The sequence below is a fragment of the Streptomyces sp. ISL-36 genome (genome assembly GCF_018614205.1).
GTDB lineage: Bacteria > Actinomycetota > Actinomycetes > Streptomycetales > Streptomycetaceae > Streptomyces.
This window is the reverse complement of sequence record NZ_JAGGOS010000210.1, coordinates 21,364-38,493: the sequence shown is the minus strand read 5'-3', so window position 1 is coordinate 38,493 and position 17,130 is coordinate 21,364. Positions and strand designations below refer to the sequence as shown.

15 protein-coding genes and 2 pseudogenes are annotated in these 17,130 nt (G+C 71.3%); 7 read left to right on the top strand and 10 right to left on the bottom strand.

The annotated features are described in order from the left end of the window. Positions 1-223, bottom strand: a pseudogene (locus tag J7E93_RS36345) (hypothetical protein); the annotation flags it as partial. Further along, complete coding sequence (locus J7E93_RS36340) at positions 223-858, bottom strand: hypothetical protein (RefSeq protein ID WP_215074305.1); 636 nt, start codon at positions 856-858, stop codon at positions 223-225. The pseudogene J7E93_RS36345 and the gene J7E93_RS36340, both read right to left, overlap by 1 nt. 311 nt (positions 859-1,169) lie before the next feature. Between J7E93_RS36340 and J7E93_RS36335 the strand changes: the two genes are divergently transcribed. After that, positions 1,170-1,838 (top strand): hypothetical protein, encoded by a 669-nt coding sequence (locus J7E93_RS36335; RefSeq protein WP_215074313.1) that lies wholly within the window; start codon positions 1,170-1,172, stop codon positions 1,836-1,838. A 27-nt stretch (positions 1,839-1,865) separates the two neighbouring features. Here the strand turns inward: J7E93_RS36335 and J7E93_RS36330 are convergent, their stop codons facing one another. From J7E93_RS36330 to J7E93_RS36315, 4 genes are all read right to left on the bottom strand, one after another. After that, complete coding sequence (locus J7E93_RS36330; RefSeq protein ID WP_215074312.1) at positions 1,866-3,773, bottom strand: TrkA family potassium uptake protein; 1,908 nt, start codon at positions 3,771-3,773, stop codon at positions 1,866-1,868. 296 nt (positions 3,774-4,069) lie between these two features. After that, the gene (locus J7E93_RS36325) at positions 4,070-5,251 is read right to left on the bottom strand and encodes a cation:proton antiporter (RefSeq protein WP_215074304.1); all 1,182 of its coding nucleotides are present in this window, start codon (positions 5,249-5,251) and stop codon (positions 4,070-4,072) included. 2 nt (positions 5,252-5,253) lie between these two features. Then, positions 5,254-5,733 (bottom strand): cation:proton antiporter regulatory subunit, encoded by a 480-nt coding sequence (locus J7E93_RS36320; RefSeq protein ID WP_215074303.1) that lies wholly within the window; start codon positions 5,731-5,733, stop codon positions 5,254-5,256. A gap of 167 nt (positions 5,734-5,900) precedes the next feature. Continuing rightward, positions 5,901-6,962: a CdaR family transcriptional regulator gene (locus J7E93_RS36315; protein ID WP_215074302.1), complete on the bottom strand. Its 1,062-nt coding sequence runs from the start codon at positions 6,960-6,962 to the stop codon at positions 5,901-5,903. A gap of 283 nt (positions 6,963-7,245) precedes the next feature. Here J7E93_RS36315 and J7E93_RS36310 point away from each other — a divergent pair, with 283 nt between their 5' ends. The 4 genes and pseudogenes from J7E93_RS36310 to J7E93_RS36295 all read left to right on the top strand — a co-directional run. Beyond that, positions 7,246-7,449, top strand: coding sequence for a hypothetical protein (locus tag J7E93_RS36310; RefSeq protein WP_215074301.1), 204 nt, complete (start codon positions 7,246-7,248; stop codon positions 7,447-7,449). Positions 7,450-7,658: 209 nt separating this feature from the next. Next, positions 7,659-8,834, top strand: coding sequence for a PP2C family protein-serine/threonine phosphatase (locus J7E93_RS36305; RefSeq protein ID WP_215074300.1), 1,176 nt, complete (start codon positions 7,659-7,661; stop codon positions 8,832-8,834). Positions 8,835-9,070: 236 nt separating this feature from the next. Then, positions 9,071-10,000 carry a polyphosphate kinase 2 gene (gene ppk2, locus J7E93_RS36300; protein ID WP_251067580.1) on the top strand — a complete coding sequence of 310 codons (930 nt, stop codon included), beginning with the start codon at positions 9,071-9,073 and terminating at the stop codon, positions 9,998-10,000. Between the two features lie 486 nt (positions 10,001-10,486). Then, a pseudogene (locus J7E93_RS36295) lies at positions 10,487-12,196 on the top strand (hypothetical protein); the annotation flags it as partial. Between the two features lie 70 nt (positions 12,197-12,266). Here the strand turns inward: J7E93_RS36295 and J7E93_RS36290 are convergent. Both J7E93_RS36290 and J7E93_RS36285 read right to left on the bottom strand, forming a co-directional pair. Continuing rightward, positions 12,267-12,638, bottom strand: coding sequence for a fic family toxin-antitoxin system, toxin component (locus J7E93_RS36290; protein WP_215074310.1), 372 nt, complete (start codon positions 12,636-12,638; stop codon positions 12,267-12,269). 2 nt (positions 12,639-12,640) lie between these two features. Continuing rightward, complete coding sequence (locus J7E93_RS36285) at positions 12,641-12,904, bottom strand: hypothetical protein (protein WP_215074298.1); 264 nt, start codon at positions 12,902-12,904, stop codon at positions 12,641-12,643. A gap of 165 nt (positions 12,905-13,069) precedes the next feature. On the opposite strand from J7E93_RS36285, the gene J7E93_RS36280 reads away from it, so the two are divergent. Beyond that, positions 13,070-13,900, top strand: coding sequence for a hypothetical protein (locus J7E93_RS36280; protein ID WP_215074297.1), 831 nt, complete (start codon positions 13,070-13,072; stop codon positions 13,898-13,900). Positions 13,901-13,970: 70 nt separating this feature from the next. Here the strand turns inward: J7E93_RS36280 and J7E93_RS36275 are convergent, their stop codons facing one another. Both J7E93_RS36275 and J7E93_RS36270 read right to left on the bottom strand, forming a co-directional pair. Further along, complete coding sequence (locus J7E93_RS36275) at positions 13,971-15,272, bottom strand: lipase family protein (protein ID WP_215074309.1); 1,302 nt, start codon at positions 15,270-15,272, stop codon at positions 13,971-13,973. A 211-nt stretch (positions 15,273-15,483) separates the two neighbouring features. Continuing rightward, positions 15,484-16,620 (bottom strand): AI-2E family transporter, encoded by a 1,137-nt coding sequence (locus J7E93_RS36270; protein ID WP_215074296.1) that lies wholly within the window; start codon positions 16,618-16,620, stop codon positions 15,484-15,486. Between the two features lie 72 nt (positions 16,621-16,692). Here J7E93_RS36270 and J7E93_RS36265 point away from each other — a divergent pair, with 72 nt between their 5' ends. Beyond that, positions 16,693-16,986: a YkvA family protein gene (locus J7E93_RS36265; protein ID WP_215074295.1), complete on the top strand. Its 294-nt coding sequence runs from the start codon at positions 16,693-16,695 to the stop codon at positions 16,984-16,986. The last annotated feature ends 144 nt before the right edge of the window (positions 16,987-17,130 follow it).

The window sequence follows — 17,130 nt, the reverse complement described above, 5'->3', positions numbered from 1 at the left end:
GTGCGGGCGCGGGCGGTGCGGGGTGGCCGACGCCGGGGGCCGGTGCGGGGTGGCCGACACCGGGGGCCGGTGCGGCCCCGGACCGGTCTCCCCCACCCTCGGTGCGGGCCCGTCCGTCACCACCGCCGACCGTCGGGTCCGGGTACGCGGGGGCCGCCGGCTCGCGCCGAGGATCGCCTCCACTCCCGCCCCGTACCCCCAGGTCCCGGTTCTCGCCCGCCATCACACGCCACTTCCCTTCGGCCTGAGCAGGTGCCGGAGGCCTTGCTGGGACGCCTTGTGCGAAGGGGCCTTGACGGAGGTCACCGGTCCGGCCGTCGTCATCGACTCGAACAGGGCACGCGCGTGGATCAGGGCCGCGCGCAGCTCGTCGGTGGACGCGGAAGCGGAGTGCGCGGCCCGGCGTGCCGTACGCAGGCCCTCCACTTCGCGCGGGTGGTGCACCGACAGAGCGGCCAGCTGCTCGTCGCGCCGGTCGCCGGCCGGGAAGCCCCGGGTCGCCGCGATCCGCGCGAGGAGCTGCTCGGCGTCGGCGACGGCCTGCCGAGGGGCGTCGACGAAGCGCTCCTGAAGCGTCGTCCACTGAGCGGCGTACTGCTCTCGGACGGCACGCTCCAGCGGCAGCGGCCGGATGCGGCCGTACCGCTCGACCCGCTCACGCAGGTCGTGGTGGGCGGCCTCGGTATCGCCGCCGTGGCGTTCGAGGGTGCGGTGGTACTCGGGGCCGAAGCGCCGCTTGAGCGAGCGCGTGCCGCTGCCCGTGCCCTTGCGGGCCCGGAGCAGGACACCGGCCGCCAGCAGCACCGCGATCACGGCGATCACCGCCGCGATCGTGAGAACTGTGGTCAGGGTCGACATGGCTGCCTTCCTGGATCGTGACTCCTGGCTGGCTGTTCGTCACTGCATGCAGAGCGCTCGCCAGTTCGGCTTGCCGCTTATCCGAGGGGCAAACCCGCGGCGGACGGCCCCACTCGCTCGACGCTCGACGTCCACGAGCGCGACGGGCCGCTGACCAGGCGCTCCCCTGTTCGCCCACCGCATCCACATCGATGCCACCGACCGCTCCCAACGGCCGCTCGGGGCATGGCTCCACGCCGACCAGCCCCCAGGGCGCGATGATCGCGTCCCCCTACACTCTCCTTGATCCACATCGGCTTCAGGGGGAACCAATGGCAGTTCGTGACATCCGTACGGCGGCGAAACTCATCGGCCGCCGTAACGCGCTGCGCTATCTGGCGATCGGCGTCGGAGCATCACTGATGGCGGCATGCACCGGCAAGGAGAAGCCGGCTGCCACTTCGGGCCCTTCCGCAGCCCCCCGCACGGGCACGGCCACCGCCTCCCCGGCGACTCCGTCCGACCCTCCTTCGTCACCGGCGCCGCCCTCCTCCCCGCCCTCGGCCACCCCGACGAAACGAGGCGTGCTGGACCGCTCGTTCGAGGCGTTCGTGCGGGGCGCCTGGACCATCGAGTCGACCACACCGGGCGGCGACGTGGCCCGCGGCAAGGGCACGGTCGACCTGTCCTCCTGGTCCATCGACTGGGGCACGGAGGGCGGGACGTGGCAGGGAGGTTACCGGCTGCACGGGGGCGGCATCCTGGCGATCGAGGTCTATCAAGGGCCGGACGCCCTGACCCGCGAATCGGGCACCCAGGCCCACAGCGTCCCGGAGCTCGTGAGCGACGGCTTCACGCTCTCCCTTCCGTGGCAGCCGCCGGGCACGAGGAGCACCGGGGACGGACAACGCCTCGCGGTCGCTTACGCCGACAACGTCCTCACCATCCGCCACATCGAGCCCTCGGGCAGTACGAGCACGCATGTGTGCACGCGTGCCTGATGCGGTCGGCGGGCCGTGAGTCGCGTCTCATGAGGCCGGTCGCCGCGGAGAGGAGCCGAGGAGCTCGGCGAGGCCTCGGCGGGTGGCGGCCAGGACGACGCGATCCTGCGGCCTGAGGACGTAGCCAGGGTGGAGGTCCCACAGGAGTTGGTGTGGTTCGCCGTCCTGGTGTGCGGAGGCGAGGTCCGGGCGTCGGGTCGTGGGGGCGGCGGTGTCCAGGGCGAGGATGCGCCAGGCTCCGGGGCGGAAGGCTTCGGCGACGGTGCGGCCGTCCAACTGCGGATGGTCGCCCACGAGGAGCGCGGCGAAGAGCAGCACCTTGCGTTCGACGGGGATGGCGCCGAGGACCCGGCGGCCCATCATGGCTCCGGCGAAGGCGGGCGCCGCGAGGTGCGAGACGCTGCGGCTGCGGGTGAGGGCGTCGGGGTGGGCCGCGCGCAGGGTGCGGTGGACGGCGGTGGCGAAGTCGTCGTCGTACAGGCGCAGGGCGACCCGCAGATCCGGTTTGACGGTACGGGCGTAGAGCGTGCCCTCCAGGTTGGTGGTGTCGGAGCTCGTGAGGGCGAGGAAGGCGTGCGCCCGGTGGACCTTGGCGGATTCCAGGACGCCTTCCTCGGTGACGTCACCGAGGACGACGGGGACGCCGAGGCTGCGGGCGAGGGGGAGGCCGCGGGCGTCCGGGTCCTCCTCGACGCAGACCACCGGGATGTCGAGTTCACGTAGCCGTGACAGGACGCGGGTACCGATCTTGCCCAGGCCGAGAAGGACGACGTGGCCGGACAGGCCGCGAGGCGGCCGGCGCAGGGCTCCTGCGCCCCGGAAGGTGCCGAGTGCTTCCAGTGCGGCCGCGACGAGGAGGGGCAGCAGGGCCAGGCCGACGAGGCCCGAAAGCAGCTGGAGCACTTGGCGGGAGAGGGGTTCTCCGACGGCTGGGTCGCCGATGGAGAACAGGTCGAGCAGGGTGAGGTAGGCGGCGTGGAGGGGGTTGGCGTCGGTGGCGAGGGTGGCGGCCGCGGTCAGGGCGAGCACCGAGGCGACGATGCCGGCGAGCGCCCGGCGAAGGCGGCTGGAGAACAGCTCCCGCAGGGGCGCGCACCGACGGGCGAGACGCCTCGGGGGCAGGGCGGGGCCGGCGTACCGGACGGTCTCCAGGACGACGCTGCCGCGCCCGGCCGCGCTCCGCACCGTGAGATCGTCGGGGAGGAGCTGGGGGCCTTGTGCTCCACTGCTGTCCGAACCCTCCGCGCCGGCCGGGTCCGTCGTGGTGGAGGACAGGAGGGCGAGGGTGCACAGCCCGGGGTCCGTCACCTCGCCCCGGCCCGGCGGCGTGCGTTCGGCGGCGCGCAGGAGCAGCCCGTCGGCCTGGACGACCTTGCTCGAACCGGCGACGGCGGTGGCCGCGAGCGCGGGGGCAGCGGTGTCCGCGTCGGAGAGGACGGTCGTGGAGGCGTCGAGGACGGCGCGGTCGATGCCCGGCGCGGCCACCAGGGCGGCCTGGTCGAGGAGTTCCTCCAGGTGCAGCCCGAGCTTGCGGTTGTACATACGGACCACGAGCCGCAGCTCCGGGCTCAGTCGGCGCGCGGCGAGCGCGGCACGCAGGTTCGTCTCGTCGTCCTCGTACAGCAGAGCCAGCGCCGCTGCCCGGTCCACTCCGGCGCGCAGGAAGGCCTGCTCGCTGGGCGACGACGACAGGATTCGCTGTACGGGAAGGGGCATGCCGCCGCTCGTCCCCTCGGGCGGCCGGGCGCCCGATCGCGCCGTGACCGTCCCGAACCTGTTCATCAGTACGGCGGTGCGTGACACCCTGGGCGCGTCGATTCCTGCGAGGCCCTCGTCCGGCTCGCCCGGTACGACGAGGACGACCCGCTGACGGTAGACGTCTCGGAGTTCGGCGGCCAGCCGGTGCGCGAGACCGTCGTCGCCGCAGACCACCATGTGCCCGGCCGGCTCCCCGTGTGCGTGGTGGTGCGGCAGCACGCCCATCTCCCCCCTTGTCCGCACAGGCCGGACGGCAGTCGACCCGAGACGAGGACCCTGATCGCCGGCAGAACAGCGCAGGACGAGCCTCCGCTCGGGATGGTTCCACGGAACAGCACAGCCGTTCATTGCCGGATTCCGGCAGTGTTCACGCCTTCTTCATGCCGCTTCTCGTGCGAGGGAACTCGGCCACGTGGGACGCGACATGCTCCGCGGGGCTCCGCCAGGGCCAGGACGTCGAGCCGCTCCCGAGGTCACGCCGCGCCGTCCTGCGCGTCGGCTACGGGTGGCTGCCTCCTGCCCAGGGGTACGGCGCCGGCCAGGCGCGTCAGGACGGGGCCCGCGATGGCGAGGATGAAGACGTAGGCGGTGACCAGCGGGCCGAGGGAGTCGTGCATGGTGCCGACGAGGCCGACGATGACGAGGGAGAACTCGCCGCGGGCGATCAGCGCGGTTCCGGCACGCAGCTGCCCGCGGCGCCCCACACCGTCCCGCGAGGCGGCGAAGCGACCGGTCACCACCTTCGTCACGATGGTGACCGCGGCCAGGGCGAGAGCCGTGGGCAGGGCCGGCAGGAGGTCGCCCGGGTCGATGGACAGACCGATGGCCAGGAAGAACACGGCGGCGAACAGATCGCGCAGCGGGCTGAGGACGTCACGGGTGCGCGTGGCGGTCTCTCCCGTGAGGGTGAGGCCGACGAGGAACGCGCCGACGGCGGCGGAGGCGTGGACGAGTTCGGCCAGAGCCGCGACGATCAGTGTCAGGCCGAGCACCCTCAGCATGAGCTGCTCGGCGTCCGGATGGGAGACGAGTCTGCCCACATGGTGCCCCCACCGGTACGAGACGGTGAAGGCGGCCAGAACGGCGCCGACCGCGGCGAGCACGCCCAGGACCGCCTGCCACCACTGGCCGCCGGAGGCCAGTACGGCGAGCACCGGCAGGTAGAGGGCCATGGCGCAGTCCTCCATGACCAGGACGGACAGGACTGCCGGGGTCTCCCGGTTGCCGAGGCGGCGCAGGTCGGCCAGGAGCCGGGCGATGATGCCGGAGGAGGAGATGTAGGTGGCGCCCGCCAGAGCGAGGATCCCGATGCCGTCCAGCCCGAGCAGCCAGCCGGCCACCGCCCCCGGTGTGGCGTTCATTGCCACATCCGCCAGGGCGGACGGTACGTGCCGCCGCATGCCGACGGCGAACTCCGGCAGGGAGAACTCCAGGCCCAGCGCCAGCAGGAGCAGGACCACCCCGATGGTGGCACCGGTCTCGACGAACCCGCCCGCGGCGGGCACCGGGGCGATGCCCCCTTCACCGATCGCGAGGCCGGCGAGCAGGTAGAGCGGAATGGGTGAGAGGGTGAAGCGCCGCGCCAGCGTGCCCAGGACACTCAGGGCGGCGAGGATGACGCCCAGCTCCAGCAGGAGCGCGACCGGTGTGTGCACGCTCAGCCCTGGATGATCTGTTCCACGCCCGCGATGCCCTCGTGGGTACCGATGACCACGAGGACGTCCCCGCCGTGGAGGTCGTCCTGCGGGGTGGGCGAGGCGATCACTTCCTCTCCCCGGACGATCGCCACGATCGATGCCCCGGTCAGGGTCCGTGCCCTGGTGTCGCCCAGGGGGCGGCCGTCGAAGGGGCTGCCGGCACGGACCTCGACCTGCCCTGAACGAAGCCCGGGGGCTTCTTTGGTCAGGTCGGCGAAGCGCTCGGCGATCCGCGGCGCCCCGAGGATCTCCGCGACCGTGTCGGCCTCTTCGCCGTTGAGTTCGAGCACGGTACGCCCCTCGTCGGGGTCGTCCCTCTCGTAGACGACCAGTTCGACATCACCCGACCGCCGGGTCACGACGCCGATCCGCTCGCCCCGGTGGTTGGTGAACTCGTAGCGCAGGCCCACGCCCGGCAGGAGTACCTCCGCGACATCCATCCACCCATCATCGGGCGGCACCGAGGGCACGGCATGCTCGGCGAGGCACCCGAGGTATTCCTCTCCCACCTGCCCGAGAAGGCGAGGGGACACGGCTCCGGGGCACGGCTCGGAAGCCGAGGACCCGGCTCGGAAACCGATGAGATGTCGGCGACGTTCTCGCCTCGTCAGAGCTCCTGGTCGGGCCAGCCCAGCAGACGGGCACCGATCACGGCCGTCTGCAGCGTGTAGCGGTGCACGGGGTCGCTGGGATCGGAGCCGGTCAGGCGGTGGATTCGGTCGAGCCGGTAGGTCGTCGCCCGAACGCTCAGGCGCAGCCTCCGGGCCGCTTCAGCGGCGACGCATCCGGTGTCGAAGTACGCGGTGAGGGTGTCGATGAGCGGCTGGGCACCGCCGCGTGCCTGCCGCAGGGGGCCGAGGACGCTGACCACCAGGTCGGCCATGGCCTGACGGTCGCGGGTGAGGACGGGGTAGACGAGGAGATCGGCGGCGTGCAGGACCGGGTCGTTCAGGTCCATGCGCATGGCGAGGTCCAGGGCGTTGAGGGCCTCCTCATAGGAGTGGACGACTCCGCCGGGGCCGGTGTGGGACCGGCCGATGGCGACCTGGCCGCCGTCCGTCGCCGCGTACGCCTGCTTCGCGAAGAAGGCCAGCACGTCCGGCTCGTCCGCCGGTGCCACGCAGATCAGCCGGCCGTCCTTGGTGGTGAGCAGGATGCGCCGGTGCCCGAAACGCGTCACGAGGGACGACTCGATACCGCGCGTGACCGCGGATCCGTCGCCGTACGGCTGCCGGCCCTGCGCCACGGCCACCGCGTGGGCATGGGAGAGCAGCAGCCCGAAGCGTTCGGCCCGCTCGGCGAGGCGGCCAAGATCGCTGCGTCCGTAGAGCAGGTCGTCGATGAACTCCCGCCTGGCGGCCTCCTCCTGACGTACCGCCAGGCGCTGGGCGCGCTCATGCCCCTCGGCGAAGGCGTCGACCGCCTGCGCGACGGTGGCGAGCAGATGGCCGGCGGCGGAGCGCGACAGCTCCGGCTGCAGGTCCTGGGCGGCGGAAAGGTGCGCCCGGACCAAGGCGCGCAGGCCGATACCGTCCTCGGCGGCCCGCTCACCCCGGCGCCTCAGCGCGTCGATCTCGTCGCGCGTCAGTCTTCTTCCTGTCGCGCAGGCACCTGTGAGGATTTCGGTGTACCCCTCCAGGTGCTCCTCGCCCATCTCCCGCTCCGCCATGGCTTTCCCCCGTACTCGACGCCTGGACAACACGTCCCCGATCCGACGCGGCCGAAGGTGTGCACGCGGGCGCAGGGCGCAGGGCGTACGCGTACGGCCAGCGGTATCAAGGACACGTAAAGACTGCCGGGTGACGGCAAGGCGGACAAGGGTTCCGCGGCCCCCGGGCGATCTTCATTGCGCACACCGAACGGACACACTTCCCTCACTCGGCGCCCGTGTCCCCTCCCCCGCCGGGGCAACCCGAACAGAAAGAGAACATCCCGACTCCGGGGAGCCCGCCATGATCGCCATAGCCCTGCTCATGCCTCCGCTTCTTCTCGGCATGATCCTTCTCCTGGACAAGTACGAGGACCATCTCCGCGCCACCACCCATACGCCCCGCCACGCACAGCGCCGCCCCCGCCACCTCTCCCTCGTGCCCCCGCTCGCGCGGGAAGCCCGGCCCACGCACCCGGACCAGGTCTCCGACCGTCACTCGGCGTAGTCCGGCCCGGCCGCCTCCTCGCCGCCCTCCGCGACATGACCCGGTCGCTGCGTCTGATCAGCGCCGACGAGGTGGGCGGGGCTAGGCTGGATCTGGAAAAGAGCCTCCTCAGGCTTCTCGCTTCCGCGTGACTGCCGGCGTTCGGCCGTGAGCGGATCCGGGCCGGACCGATCGGCAGGGCGATCATGGCAGCACCGGGTGACCCCCGTATGCTCGAGGGGCTCCTGCAAGCCAGCCATCTGGCGACTTTCGAAGAGCTTCCGGCGATCATCGCGCGGCATGCCGCGGTGAACGGCTTCCACGAGACGCGTGTCTACGTCGCTGATCTGCGCGAGGACGTTCTGTGCGAAGTCACGGGTCAGGGAGTCGACGCCGGTGAGGGCGGAGGGCGCCTGCGGATCGACGGCACCCTGGCCGGGAGGGTCTTCCAGAGTCTGGAGGCTCTCTCGAGCGCGGTCGACGGCCGGCGGCAGCACTGGCTGCCCCTCCTCGACGGGACGGAACGCCTCGGTGTCCTGAGCCTTCAGACGGACGGGGACCCGGACGACGTGCAGCTGGCGGACATGCGGGGCCTGGCCTCCTTGATCGGCCTCCTGCTCGCGTCCAAACGCGCGCACAGCGACTCGTACGCCCGTCTGGCGCGCCTCAAGCCCATGTCGGTCTCCGCCGAGATGCAGTGGACGCTCATGCCTCCGCGCACGCTCGCCAGCCGGCCGGTGACCATCGCGGCGGTGATGGAGCCCGCCTACGACACCGCCGGTGACGCCTTCGACTACGCGCTCGCCGGCACGACCGCGCACCTTGCCGTGTTCGACGCCATGGGCCACGACACCCCGGCAGGGCTGACGGCCAACCTGGCCATGGCGACCTGCCGCAGCCAGAGACGGCAGGGGGCCGGACTGCGCCAGGCGCGGGACCACATCGAGGCGGCTCTGATCGAGCACTTCGCCCACGAACGCTACGTCACCGCGGTCCTCGCCGACCTGGACCTGCGCACAGGGCTACTGAGCTGGCTCAACTGCGGCCATCCCCCGCCCGTCCTCATCCGGCAGTCCCGCTGGATCACCGCGCTGACCGGCACCCCGACCCATCCCCTCGGCACCGATCTCGCTCTTCCCGCCACGGTGCACCGCGAGCATCTGCAGCCCGGCGACCGCCTTCTGCTCTACACCGACGGCATCACCGAAGCCCGCGACAGGAGGGGGCGGGAGTTCGGCGCGGAACAGTTCGTGGACTTCGTCATCCGTCATCAGACCGACGGCTTCCCCGTCCCGGAGACGCTCCGTCGTCTGGTCCGGGCCGTCCTCGATCACCACGACGGCAAACTCAACGACGATGCCACGGTGTTGTTGTGCGAGTGGCACGGCTGGCCCGACACCCCGTAGGGGCCATGGTCACCGGCCGGGCGCGTCGCCGTGAGCGAGGGTGGGCGGCGGGCGGAGCACACGTAAGGAGCGGGACAGCAGGAGCGGGACAGCAGGTGCGGGACAGCAAGGCGAGGCAGCGAGGTGGGCAGGTGGGTGAGGTGACCGACGCGAGCGGGACGAACGGCGCGGAGGGTGAGAACAAGCCGGTCGGGGACCGGCCGGCAGCGGACGAGGGGGCCGGGGAGCAGCAGGACCTGTTGAACGGTCTGAGCGTGGACGCGAGCCGACCCGAACAGCCCGTCCTCCTCAGCGCCGCCGGCGAACCGATCCGCACGTGGCGGGAGAACTATCCCTATGACCGCAAGGTCCGGCGGAGCGAGTACGAACGCGCCAAGCGGATCCTGCAGATCGAGATGCTGAAACTGCAACGGTGGGCCAAGGACACCGGTGCCCGTCTGATCGTGGTCTGCGAGGGCCGGGACGCCGCCGGCAAGGGCGGCACCATCCAGCGGTTCACCGAGCGGCTCAACCCGCGCGGCGCCCGGATCGTGGCCCTGGACAAGCCGACCGAGCGGGAGGCGGGACAGTGGTACTTCCAGCGCTACACGGCTCATCTGCCCGCTCCCGGCGAGATCGTGTTCTTCGACCGCTCCTGGTACAACCGGGCTGGTGTGGAGCGGGTGATGGGCTTCTGCACCGACGAGGAGTACGCGCTGTTCCTGCGGCAGTGCCCGCTGTTCGAGCGCATGCTCGTCGAGGACGGCATCCATCTGATGAAGTTCTGGTTCTCCGTCTCCCGCTCGGAACAGCGCACCCGCTTCGCGATCCGCCAGGTGGACCCGGTGCGGCAGTGGAAACTCTCTCCCACCGACGTCGCCTCGCTCGACCTCTGGGACGACTACACCACGGCCAAGGTCGCCATGTTCAGGGCGACGGACACCGCATACGCGCCATGGACGGTGGTCAAGAGCAACGACAAGCGCAGAGCCCGTCTGGAGGCCATGCGCAGCCTGCTGTCGCGCATCGACTACACGAGCAAGGACCCCGAGGCGGTGGGTGAGCCCGATCCGCTCATCGTCGGGGCGGCGGACACGCTGCTCGAACCCGGGGAGGAGACGTCGACCCTCTCACCGACGCCTCTGGCCCCGCGCCGGGACGGCCCGGGGGAGCACCCAGGTCGCTGAGAGGAGAGGTCCTTGCGCCTCGGGGTGCGAGGCGGGGGCGTGCCCGGAGGCCCTCGCACGTGGTCGGTATCGTGCACCGACGCGGAGCGGTGCCGGTCTGTCACTTCCCCCCCATAAGGCGAAGTTGACGATGCGGCCTCGCCTGTCTCGTTGGAACCCTTTCCCCTCTCCTGTCTTCACCGAAGAGGCACTTCTCCGGAGGTCTTTCGATGCGCCGATAGCTCCTGCCAATCCTCGCAGCCTTACTGGCGGTGCTGTTACCCGCCGCACCGGTGAGTGCGGCGGCCGCCGCCGACTGCACCGGCCCAGCCGTGGAGCGATTCGGCCCTGCCTCCCTCACCGGCGCGATCGTCGGCGCCGTCGTGCACGAGGGGCGCGGATACGTCGTCACCCGCGGCCGGAAGCCCCCGGTGCTCGCCGAGTACGACCTCGCGACCCGCACCGTCCTGAGGGAGACGGTGATTTCCCGACGGCCCCGGCCCCGGCGCCGGCTCGCCCGAGGGCGCGTGGGCCATGACGGTGTCGGGCGGCAAGATCTACCTCGGTACCTACATCGACCCCAGCCTGTACCGGTTCGACCCCGCCACGGGCAAGGTCGTGCACCTGAAGACCTTCGGCGGTGAGGGCGGCTTCATATGGAGTCTCGCCACCGCCCCGGACGGGGTCGTCTACGCAGGCACCTATCCGAGCGGCCGTGTGTGGGAGTACAACCCCGCCACCGGGGCCGCTCAGGACTTCGGGGTCCTCTCCACCGGCGAGCGCTACGTGCGCGCCGTCGCCGCGGACGCGACCAACGTCTACGCCGGTCTGCTCGACTCCGGCAAGCTGCTGGCGATCAACCGGTCCACCAGGACGACCCGTGTTCTCGCCACGAACGCCGGCGGGTTCTCCACCGTCTCCATCGGCCGCACCCGCGTGCGCGCCGGCAGCGGCAGCCAGCTGTTCGACGTGAAGACGGACGGCACCGACCTGCGCAAGGTCGATCTGGGTGCCGGGAGGTCGGTCGACTCGATCGGCCTGGCCGCGGACTACAGCGCGTATGTCTCCACCCGCCCCAACGGGCTCGTCGCCCGCTACCGCACCGCGGAGCCCCTGAAGTGGTACCCGGCTCCGAAGGCCGGTGAGGAGACCCGGGGCCTGTTCCTCGACGGCACCACGCTCACCGGCTTCTCCGGCAGCGGCGGGGTGTGGCAGATGGACGTCGACACCGAGCAGTCGACCTACACCGACCTGCTCAAGGCCGGCCTGAGCGAGGGAAGCGAGCGTCCCCAGTCGATCCTGCGGGCCGCCGACGGCAAGGTCTGGGTCGGCGGCCACTTCAACGTGACCGTCCATGACCCCGTCGCCCCTACGAAGCGCACCGTCTGGGTGCCGGGCGAGCCGAAGGCGCTCGTCCAGCGCGGGGAGAAGATCTACGCGGCGATCTACCCGAGCGGCCGGATCGTCGAGATCGACCCCACACGGGACGACGCGGTACGCGAACTCGCCTTCCTGCCGAGCGGGCAGCAGCGTCCGTGGGACATGGAGTACGACCTGGCCACCGACCGGCTCCTGGTGGCCCCCGCGCCGCTCGGCACCAGCACGGTGGGCGCGCTGACCGTCGTCGACCCGGTCACCGGGACGACGGAGCCGTACGTGAACGTGCTCCCGAACGAGAGCCTGATGAGTCTCAGCCTCGGCCCCGACGGCATCGTCTATCTGGGCGGCGACGTCCGGGGCGGCGGTGGCGGCGACCCCGCTCAGTGGAACAGCGCGGCCGGCGTCGGCGCCTTCGACCTGAACGCCAAGAAGCTCCTGTGGGAGACGGACCCGGTGGCGGGCAACCAGACCGTGCAGGACATCAAGGTCCACAACGGCGTGCTTTACGGCGTGTTCAAGCGCAACGCCGGATGGTTCACGATGAATCCGCAGACCCGGCAGGTGCTCGACAGGGGGACGCTGCCCGGTTACGGCGAGATCGAGGTGCACCAGGACAAGGTGTTCACCTCGACGTACTTCGACGGCGGGAAGGTGCACCTGCTGGGCCCCGGTCTCACGGACCCGCAGGTGATCGCCACCGGGCTCGGCGACGAGTGGTACACCAACCCGCAGCTCGCGTTCGAGCCCGGCAGTTGGAACGGGTGGGCCCTCGTCGGCCGCGATCTGTCCCGCCTCCGCCTGGACCCGGCCTGCCCGCCGCTGACGGTCACCTCCTGATCCCACGAGGGGGACATACGGTGGCCCGGCCCGGCGCCCGATCCGGCGCGAGGCCGGGCCGCTCCCCGGGTCAGGGCGCCCAGGTACGCAGGTGCTCGGCTATCCGTGCCGCCGTGCAGCGGGGGTCGTACAGCTCGCGGGCGAGAGCGGTGAGCTGTTCCCGGGTGGGGTCGACGGCGATGCCGCTGGCGCTCAGGTACATGACCGCGACGGCACAGGCGACGGTGAGGTTGGAGCGCTCGAGCCAGCGGCATCGGCCGAGGGTGTGGACGAGGGCCGCCGCCCGGGCGTACGCACCGCCGTACACGGGCTGTTCGAGGAGTTCCGCGCGGTGGCGGGCCACGGCGGCGAGCGGGACTCCGAGATCGTCGGCAGCGGGGTCGTGCCGGCCGGCGCGTTCGGCGACTTCCAGGATCCAGGACAGGTCGACGTGCAGGGACATGCTCACGCAGCGGCGCCCCGGTTCTGCTGGGCCGGGGCGTGCCGGTTGTCGAGGTCGGATTCCAGATCGGCGAGGAAGTCGCCGTGGACGTCGATCAGGCGTTGGGCGGCGGCCATGCCGGCCGCGCGGGCGCCGGTGGTGTCCTCGGCGATGAGGCGCTCGACGTACTTGTTGAAGTCCAGGCCGCGGGCGGCGGCGGCATCCTTGCCGGCGGCGAGGACGTCGGGTGCCAGCCGGAGCTGGGTCTGCTTCCTGTCACTGCTCATACAGGAAAGGTAGCAGGGTGGTAGCAGCCCGGCGAGGGTGCTCGGCCGTGGAGTCTCAAGGCCTTCGTTCGAGTGTCTGCGCCGAAGGACAGTACGTATGACCTCGCCGCGGTCAGTAGCATCCGGCAGCAGCAACACACCACCAGTACAGGGAGAGTGGGCCGCATGACCATTCAGAGCGTGTACGCGGAGCGGTTTGCCGCCGATCTCGAGAAGAACCGCGGCGAGCAGGACGGCATCGTCCAGCAGCTCGAGGCGCTCCAGGTTCGCCTGGAGCAGCTCAAGACGGAGGAGAAGTGGCTGGCCGAGATGCAGAGCGCCGTGCCGGCGCAGGGGGTGGGTGAGCCCTCGGAGACCGCGGGTGTGGCGGTGTCCGTGCGGGAAGGCGTCGCGGCGGAGCCGGATGTGGTGGAGGAGGCGGCCGTTCCGCAGCCGAGGCAGTCGGGTCCCGGTCGGACGGCCGCGGCGAAGCCCGGTGCGAAGCGGACGAACGCCAAGAGGAAGGGGGCTCAGAAGGCGGGCACCGAACGGACGGGCGCCGAAAAGTCGGGTGCCGCGAGGGGGGTGGCGAGGAAGACCACCGTCAAGGCGAAGACCACCGCCGCGAAGACGCCGAAGGCTGCCGCCCCTTCGGCTCCTGCCAGGGAGCCCGCGGCGAAGAAGACCACGGCGTCGGCGGGTTCAGCGAAGAAGGTCTCGCAGCCCTCGCTGCAGGAGCTCGTCGAGGTGGTCCTGGGCCGCCAGGTCGGTGAGCCCCGCACGGTCCGCGAGATCCGTGCCGAACTCGAGGCGCTTCACCCGGAGCGCTCGACGTCCGACCAGGTCATCCGCAACACCCTGGAGCGGATGGCCAAGAAGGACCTCATCGAGCGGTCGAATCAGCAGGGCTCGGTCATGTACACCAAGCCGCAGGCCTCTTCCGACCAGGCGCCGGCGTCTGCCGTGGCTCCCGCCGCAGCGGACGAGAGGGCCGGGCTCGTCGAGGCGAACGCCTAAAGGCGCTCTGTCGCCGCCTCCGCCTCCGGGTCATCGGCCCGGAGGCGGGCAGCTCGCGGTTGGTGTCGGGTCAGCGCTGGAAGGGCATGGTCCAGCAGTTGGAGGCGGCCGGCTCGCCCGCGAGTCGGTCGGTCAGCCACGAGATCGCATCGCCCTGGTCGGTGATGAGGGGCGCCAGGTGGTTGGTGAGGATCTTGTCGCCGAGGTTCGGCAGGTCGACGGCCTCGTACGTGACGCTTCCGCCCTTGCGGCACCAGTCCACGGCCAGCTGTCGCGCCTGTGCGTGGGGGACGATGTCGTCCTGGACGCCGGTGGCCAGGCGCACGGGGCCCGCGGGCCTGAGGGTGCCGATGCGCTGTCTGGCCAGCACGGCCTGGGCGCGGGGATCGGCCGCGATGATGTCCCCGAAGGACCGGCCGTCGACGGTCCACTCCGCGCTCTCGCTGAAGCCGTAGCCGAAGATCGCGTCACCGACACACATCGTCGAGATGTCCTGGAGCGCGGCCCTTCCTGTGGCGCTGACGTTGGCCTCGACGACCTCCCGCAGGTCGGGGTCGGTCTGGGTGAAGCCGTTGATCGACCAGCCCAGCGCGCCTGCGAGGGCGCTGCCGTCGATGCCCTTCATCACCGCGGCCAGGTCGGCGGGTGGTGCGCCGGCGTACGTACCGGCCAGCTTCACGTCGGGTGCGTAGGTGGGCTGCAGTTCAGCGGCCGACGCGCTGGCGCCGCCGCCCTGGCTGTAGCCGTACAGGCCGGTGCGGGAGTCGGCGGTGACCGATGCGCCGGGCACGGTGCGCGCCGCGCGGGCCGCGTCCAGCAGGGCGTGGCCCTGGTCGACACGGTTGACGTAGGTGTGGAGGCGGTCGGTCGCGCCGAGACCGACGTAGTCGGTGACGACCACCGCCGCACCGGTCGCCAGGAGACGGTAGATCGCCAGGATCTCGTAGCCGACGGATACGGTTTCGCCGCCCAGGGTCAGCGGGTGCTGCAGTGTGAGGGACGGCGCGCAATGGTCGCCCTGTCCCATGGTGCCCGAGGCCAGGGCGACCAAGGGGCGGGGGCCGTCTCCCTTCCAGGCCGTCGACGGTTCGATGTAGGCGCCCGTCACGGCGACCGGCCGTCCGGACGAGTCGGTGGACTTGTACATCAGCCGGGTCGCGGTGCCCGGCATCGGGCGGCCGTCGAGGCCGGGCAGGCTCAGCCCGAGCGGCAGCGGCTCGTGGCGGATCAATGTGCCGTCGGCAGCGGGGAGTTCGGAAGGCGGGGTATAGAAGGCGGGGATGGTCACCCCGCGGGAGACCACGGGCTCCGACGCCGACCCCGACCGTGCGGACGCGGAGGCGGGCACGGCGGTCAGGCTGACGCAGGCCATCGCGGCGACGACGGCCCAGGTCAGGTGCGGGCGCCCTGATGGGGGCCGGTGTCGGGGCGAGGCCGCCCGGGACGTCGTCGCTCGGTCGTCATCGGCGATGGGGGAACGCGAACGGGCTCGTATGCGGCTCAAGGCTCACTCCTCGCTCTGCTCCATGCAGTTGAGCCGCAAACTAGCAGTGTTCACCTACCGCAAGTAACCCACCAGTAAGTTACGCTGACGTAACATCCGTTCGAGCCGCCGGGCCGGATCCTGCTCCCCGCTCGTCGGTCTCCGGTTCCTGCGGGGGCTCGCTGAGCTGCTCGCGCAGGTAGTTCCAGACCACCGCGATCAGTGCGGCCGCCGGTACGGCGAGCAGGCTGCCCACGATGCCGGCCAGGCTGCCGCCCAGCGCCACCGCCAGCAGGACGACCGCCGCGTGCAGGCCGAGCCCCCGGCTCTGGATCATGGGCTGGAACACATTCCCTTCGAGCTGCTGCACCACGACGATGATCGCCAGAACGATCAGGGCGTCGGTCAGGCCGTTCGAGACCAACGCGATGAGTACGGCCACGAGACCGGCGAACAGAGCGCCCACGATCGGCACGAACGCGGAGACGAAGGTCAGCACAGCCAGCGGAAGCACCAGCGGCACACCCAGAATCCACAGGCCGAGGCCGATGAAGACGGCGTCGAGCAGGCCGACGAACGCCTGGGACCGCACGAAAGCGCCCAGGGTGTCCCAGCCGCGCGCGGCCACGATCGGGACGTCGACGGCGAGCCGGCCGGGGAGCTGGCGGGTGAGCCACGGCAGGAACCGCGGTCCGTCCTTGAGGAAGAAGAACATCAGGAAGAGGGCCAGGACGGCGGTGACGAGGCCGTTGATCACGGTGCTCACGCCCGAGACGACGGTGGTGACCATGCTGCCGACGCTGTCCTGGATGCGGGCGACCGCGGCGTCGAGTGCACCGGTGATCTGGTCGTCACCGGTGTTCAGCGGCGGCCCGGCAGCCCACTCGCGCAGCCTCTGGATGCCTTCGACAACGCCGTCGGCGAGCTCGCCGGACTGGGAGGCCACCGGCACCGCGATCAGCGCGACGATGCCCGTGACGACCAGGAGGAACAGCACGGTGACGACCGCCGCGGCCAGGGCGGGGCGCCACCCGCGCTGCCGCAGGAAGCGGGTCAGGGGCCAGGTCAGGGTGGTGAGGAACAGGCCCACGATGAGCGGCCAGACGACCGACCACATGCGGCCCAGGACCCACAGGGTCACCGCGGCCATCACGAGGACGAGCAGCGACTCGGCGGAGACACGTGCTGCTGTTCGAAGCGCGGCGGCGGTTTTCGTGGAACTCGGCGTGGCAGACATGGAGTCACCCTATTGACACCGCCGACGCGCGCCCGGAGCGGGCCGGGGCAGAGGACGGGGTAGGAGAGCGATATGGACAGCGCCCTCTGGATCATCGTGGCCGTGCTACTCGCGCTCGTCGCGGCGGGATGCGCGGCCGTTCTGCTCGTACGCGTCTTCCGGGCCCGCAAACTGCTGCTGGACGCCGGCGTCCCGTTGCGGTCCAAGGCTCTGTTCTGGGCGGCGGTGGTCTACACGGTCTCACCGATCGACCTGATCCCTGACCCGGTCTATCTGGACGACATCGGCGTGCTCCTGGTCGCCCTGCGGGCGTTGCACTCGGCGGCCGCACAGAGCGGGGCGGTTCGCAAGGGACTGCCCGACTGAGCTCGAGGGACTGCCCGGCTGAACAACGGTGACGTCCCGTGCCGGACGCCGGGGAGGCAACGACGTGGCGGCGTCGGGCTGTTGAAGTCGCGGAGCCGGGGCAGACGGCGGACATGAGCGATCTTGATGGGGTGACCACCGGTG

What these genes read in the sequence shown, in the direction of transcription:
- J7E93_RS36340 (WP_215074305.1), bottom strand. Translation starts at nt 858, where the DNA reads ATGTCGACCCTGACCACAGTTCTCACGATCGCGGCGGTGATCGCCGTG.
- J7E93_RS36335 (WP_215074313.1), top strand. Translation starts at nt 1,170, where the DNA reads ATGGCAGTTCGTGACATCCGTACGGCGGCGAAACTCATCGGCCGCCGT.
- J7E93_RS36330 (WP_215074312.1), bottom strand. Translation starts at nt 3,773, where the DNA reads ATGGTGGTCTGCGGCGACGACGGTCTCGCGCACCGGCTGGCCGCCGAA.
- J7E93_RS36320 (WP_215074303.1), bottom strand. Translation starts at nt 5,733, where the DNA reads ATGGATGTCGCGGAGGTACTCCTGCCGGGCGTGGGCCTGCGCTACGAG.
- J7E93_RS36315 (WP_215074302.1), bottom strand. Translation starts at nt 6,962, where the DNA reads ATGGCGGAGCGGGAGATGGGCGAGGAGCACCTGGAGGGGTACACCGAA.
- J7E93_RS36310 (WP_215074301.1), top strand. Translation starts at nt 7,246, where the DNA reads ATGATCGCCATAGCCCTGCTCATGCCTCCGCTTCTTCTCGGCATGATC.
- J7E93_RS36305 (WP_215074300.1), top strand. Translation starts at nt 7,659, where the DNA reads ATGCTCGAGGGGCTCCTGCAAGCCAGCCATCTGGCGACTTTCGAAGAG.
- J7E93_RS36290 (WP_215074310.1), bottom strand. Translation starts at nt 12,638, where the DNA reads ATGTCCCTGCACGTCGACCTGTCCTGGATCCTGGAAGTCGCCGAACGC.
- J7E93_RS36285 (WP_215074298.1), bottom strand. Translation starts at nt 12,904, where the DNA reads ATGAGCAGTGACAGGAAGCAGACCCAGCTCCGGCTGGCACCCGACGTC.
- J7E93_RS36280 (WP_215074297.1), top strand. Translation starts at nt 13,070, where the DNA reads ATGACCATTCAGAGCGTGTACGCGGAGCGGTTTGCCGCCGATCTCGAG.
- J7E93_RS36275 (WP_215074309.1), bottom strand. Translation starts at nt 15,272, where the DNA reads ATGGCCTGCGTCAGCCTGACCGCCGTGCCCGCCTCCGCGTCCGCACGG.
- J7E93_RS36270 (WP_215074296.1), bottom strand. Translation starts at nt 16,620, where the DNA reads ATGTCTGCCACGCCGAGTTCCACGAAAACCGCCGCCGCGCTTCGAACA.
- J7E93_RS36265 (WP_215074295.1), top strand. Translation starts at nt 16,693, where the DNA reads ATGGACAGCGCCCTCTGGATCATCGTGGCCGTGCTACTCGCGCTCGTC.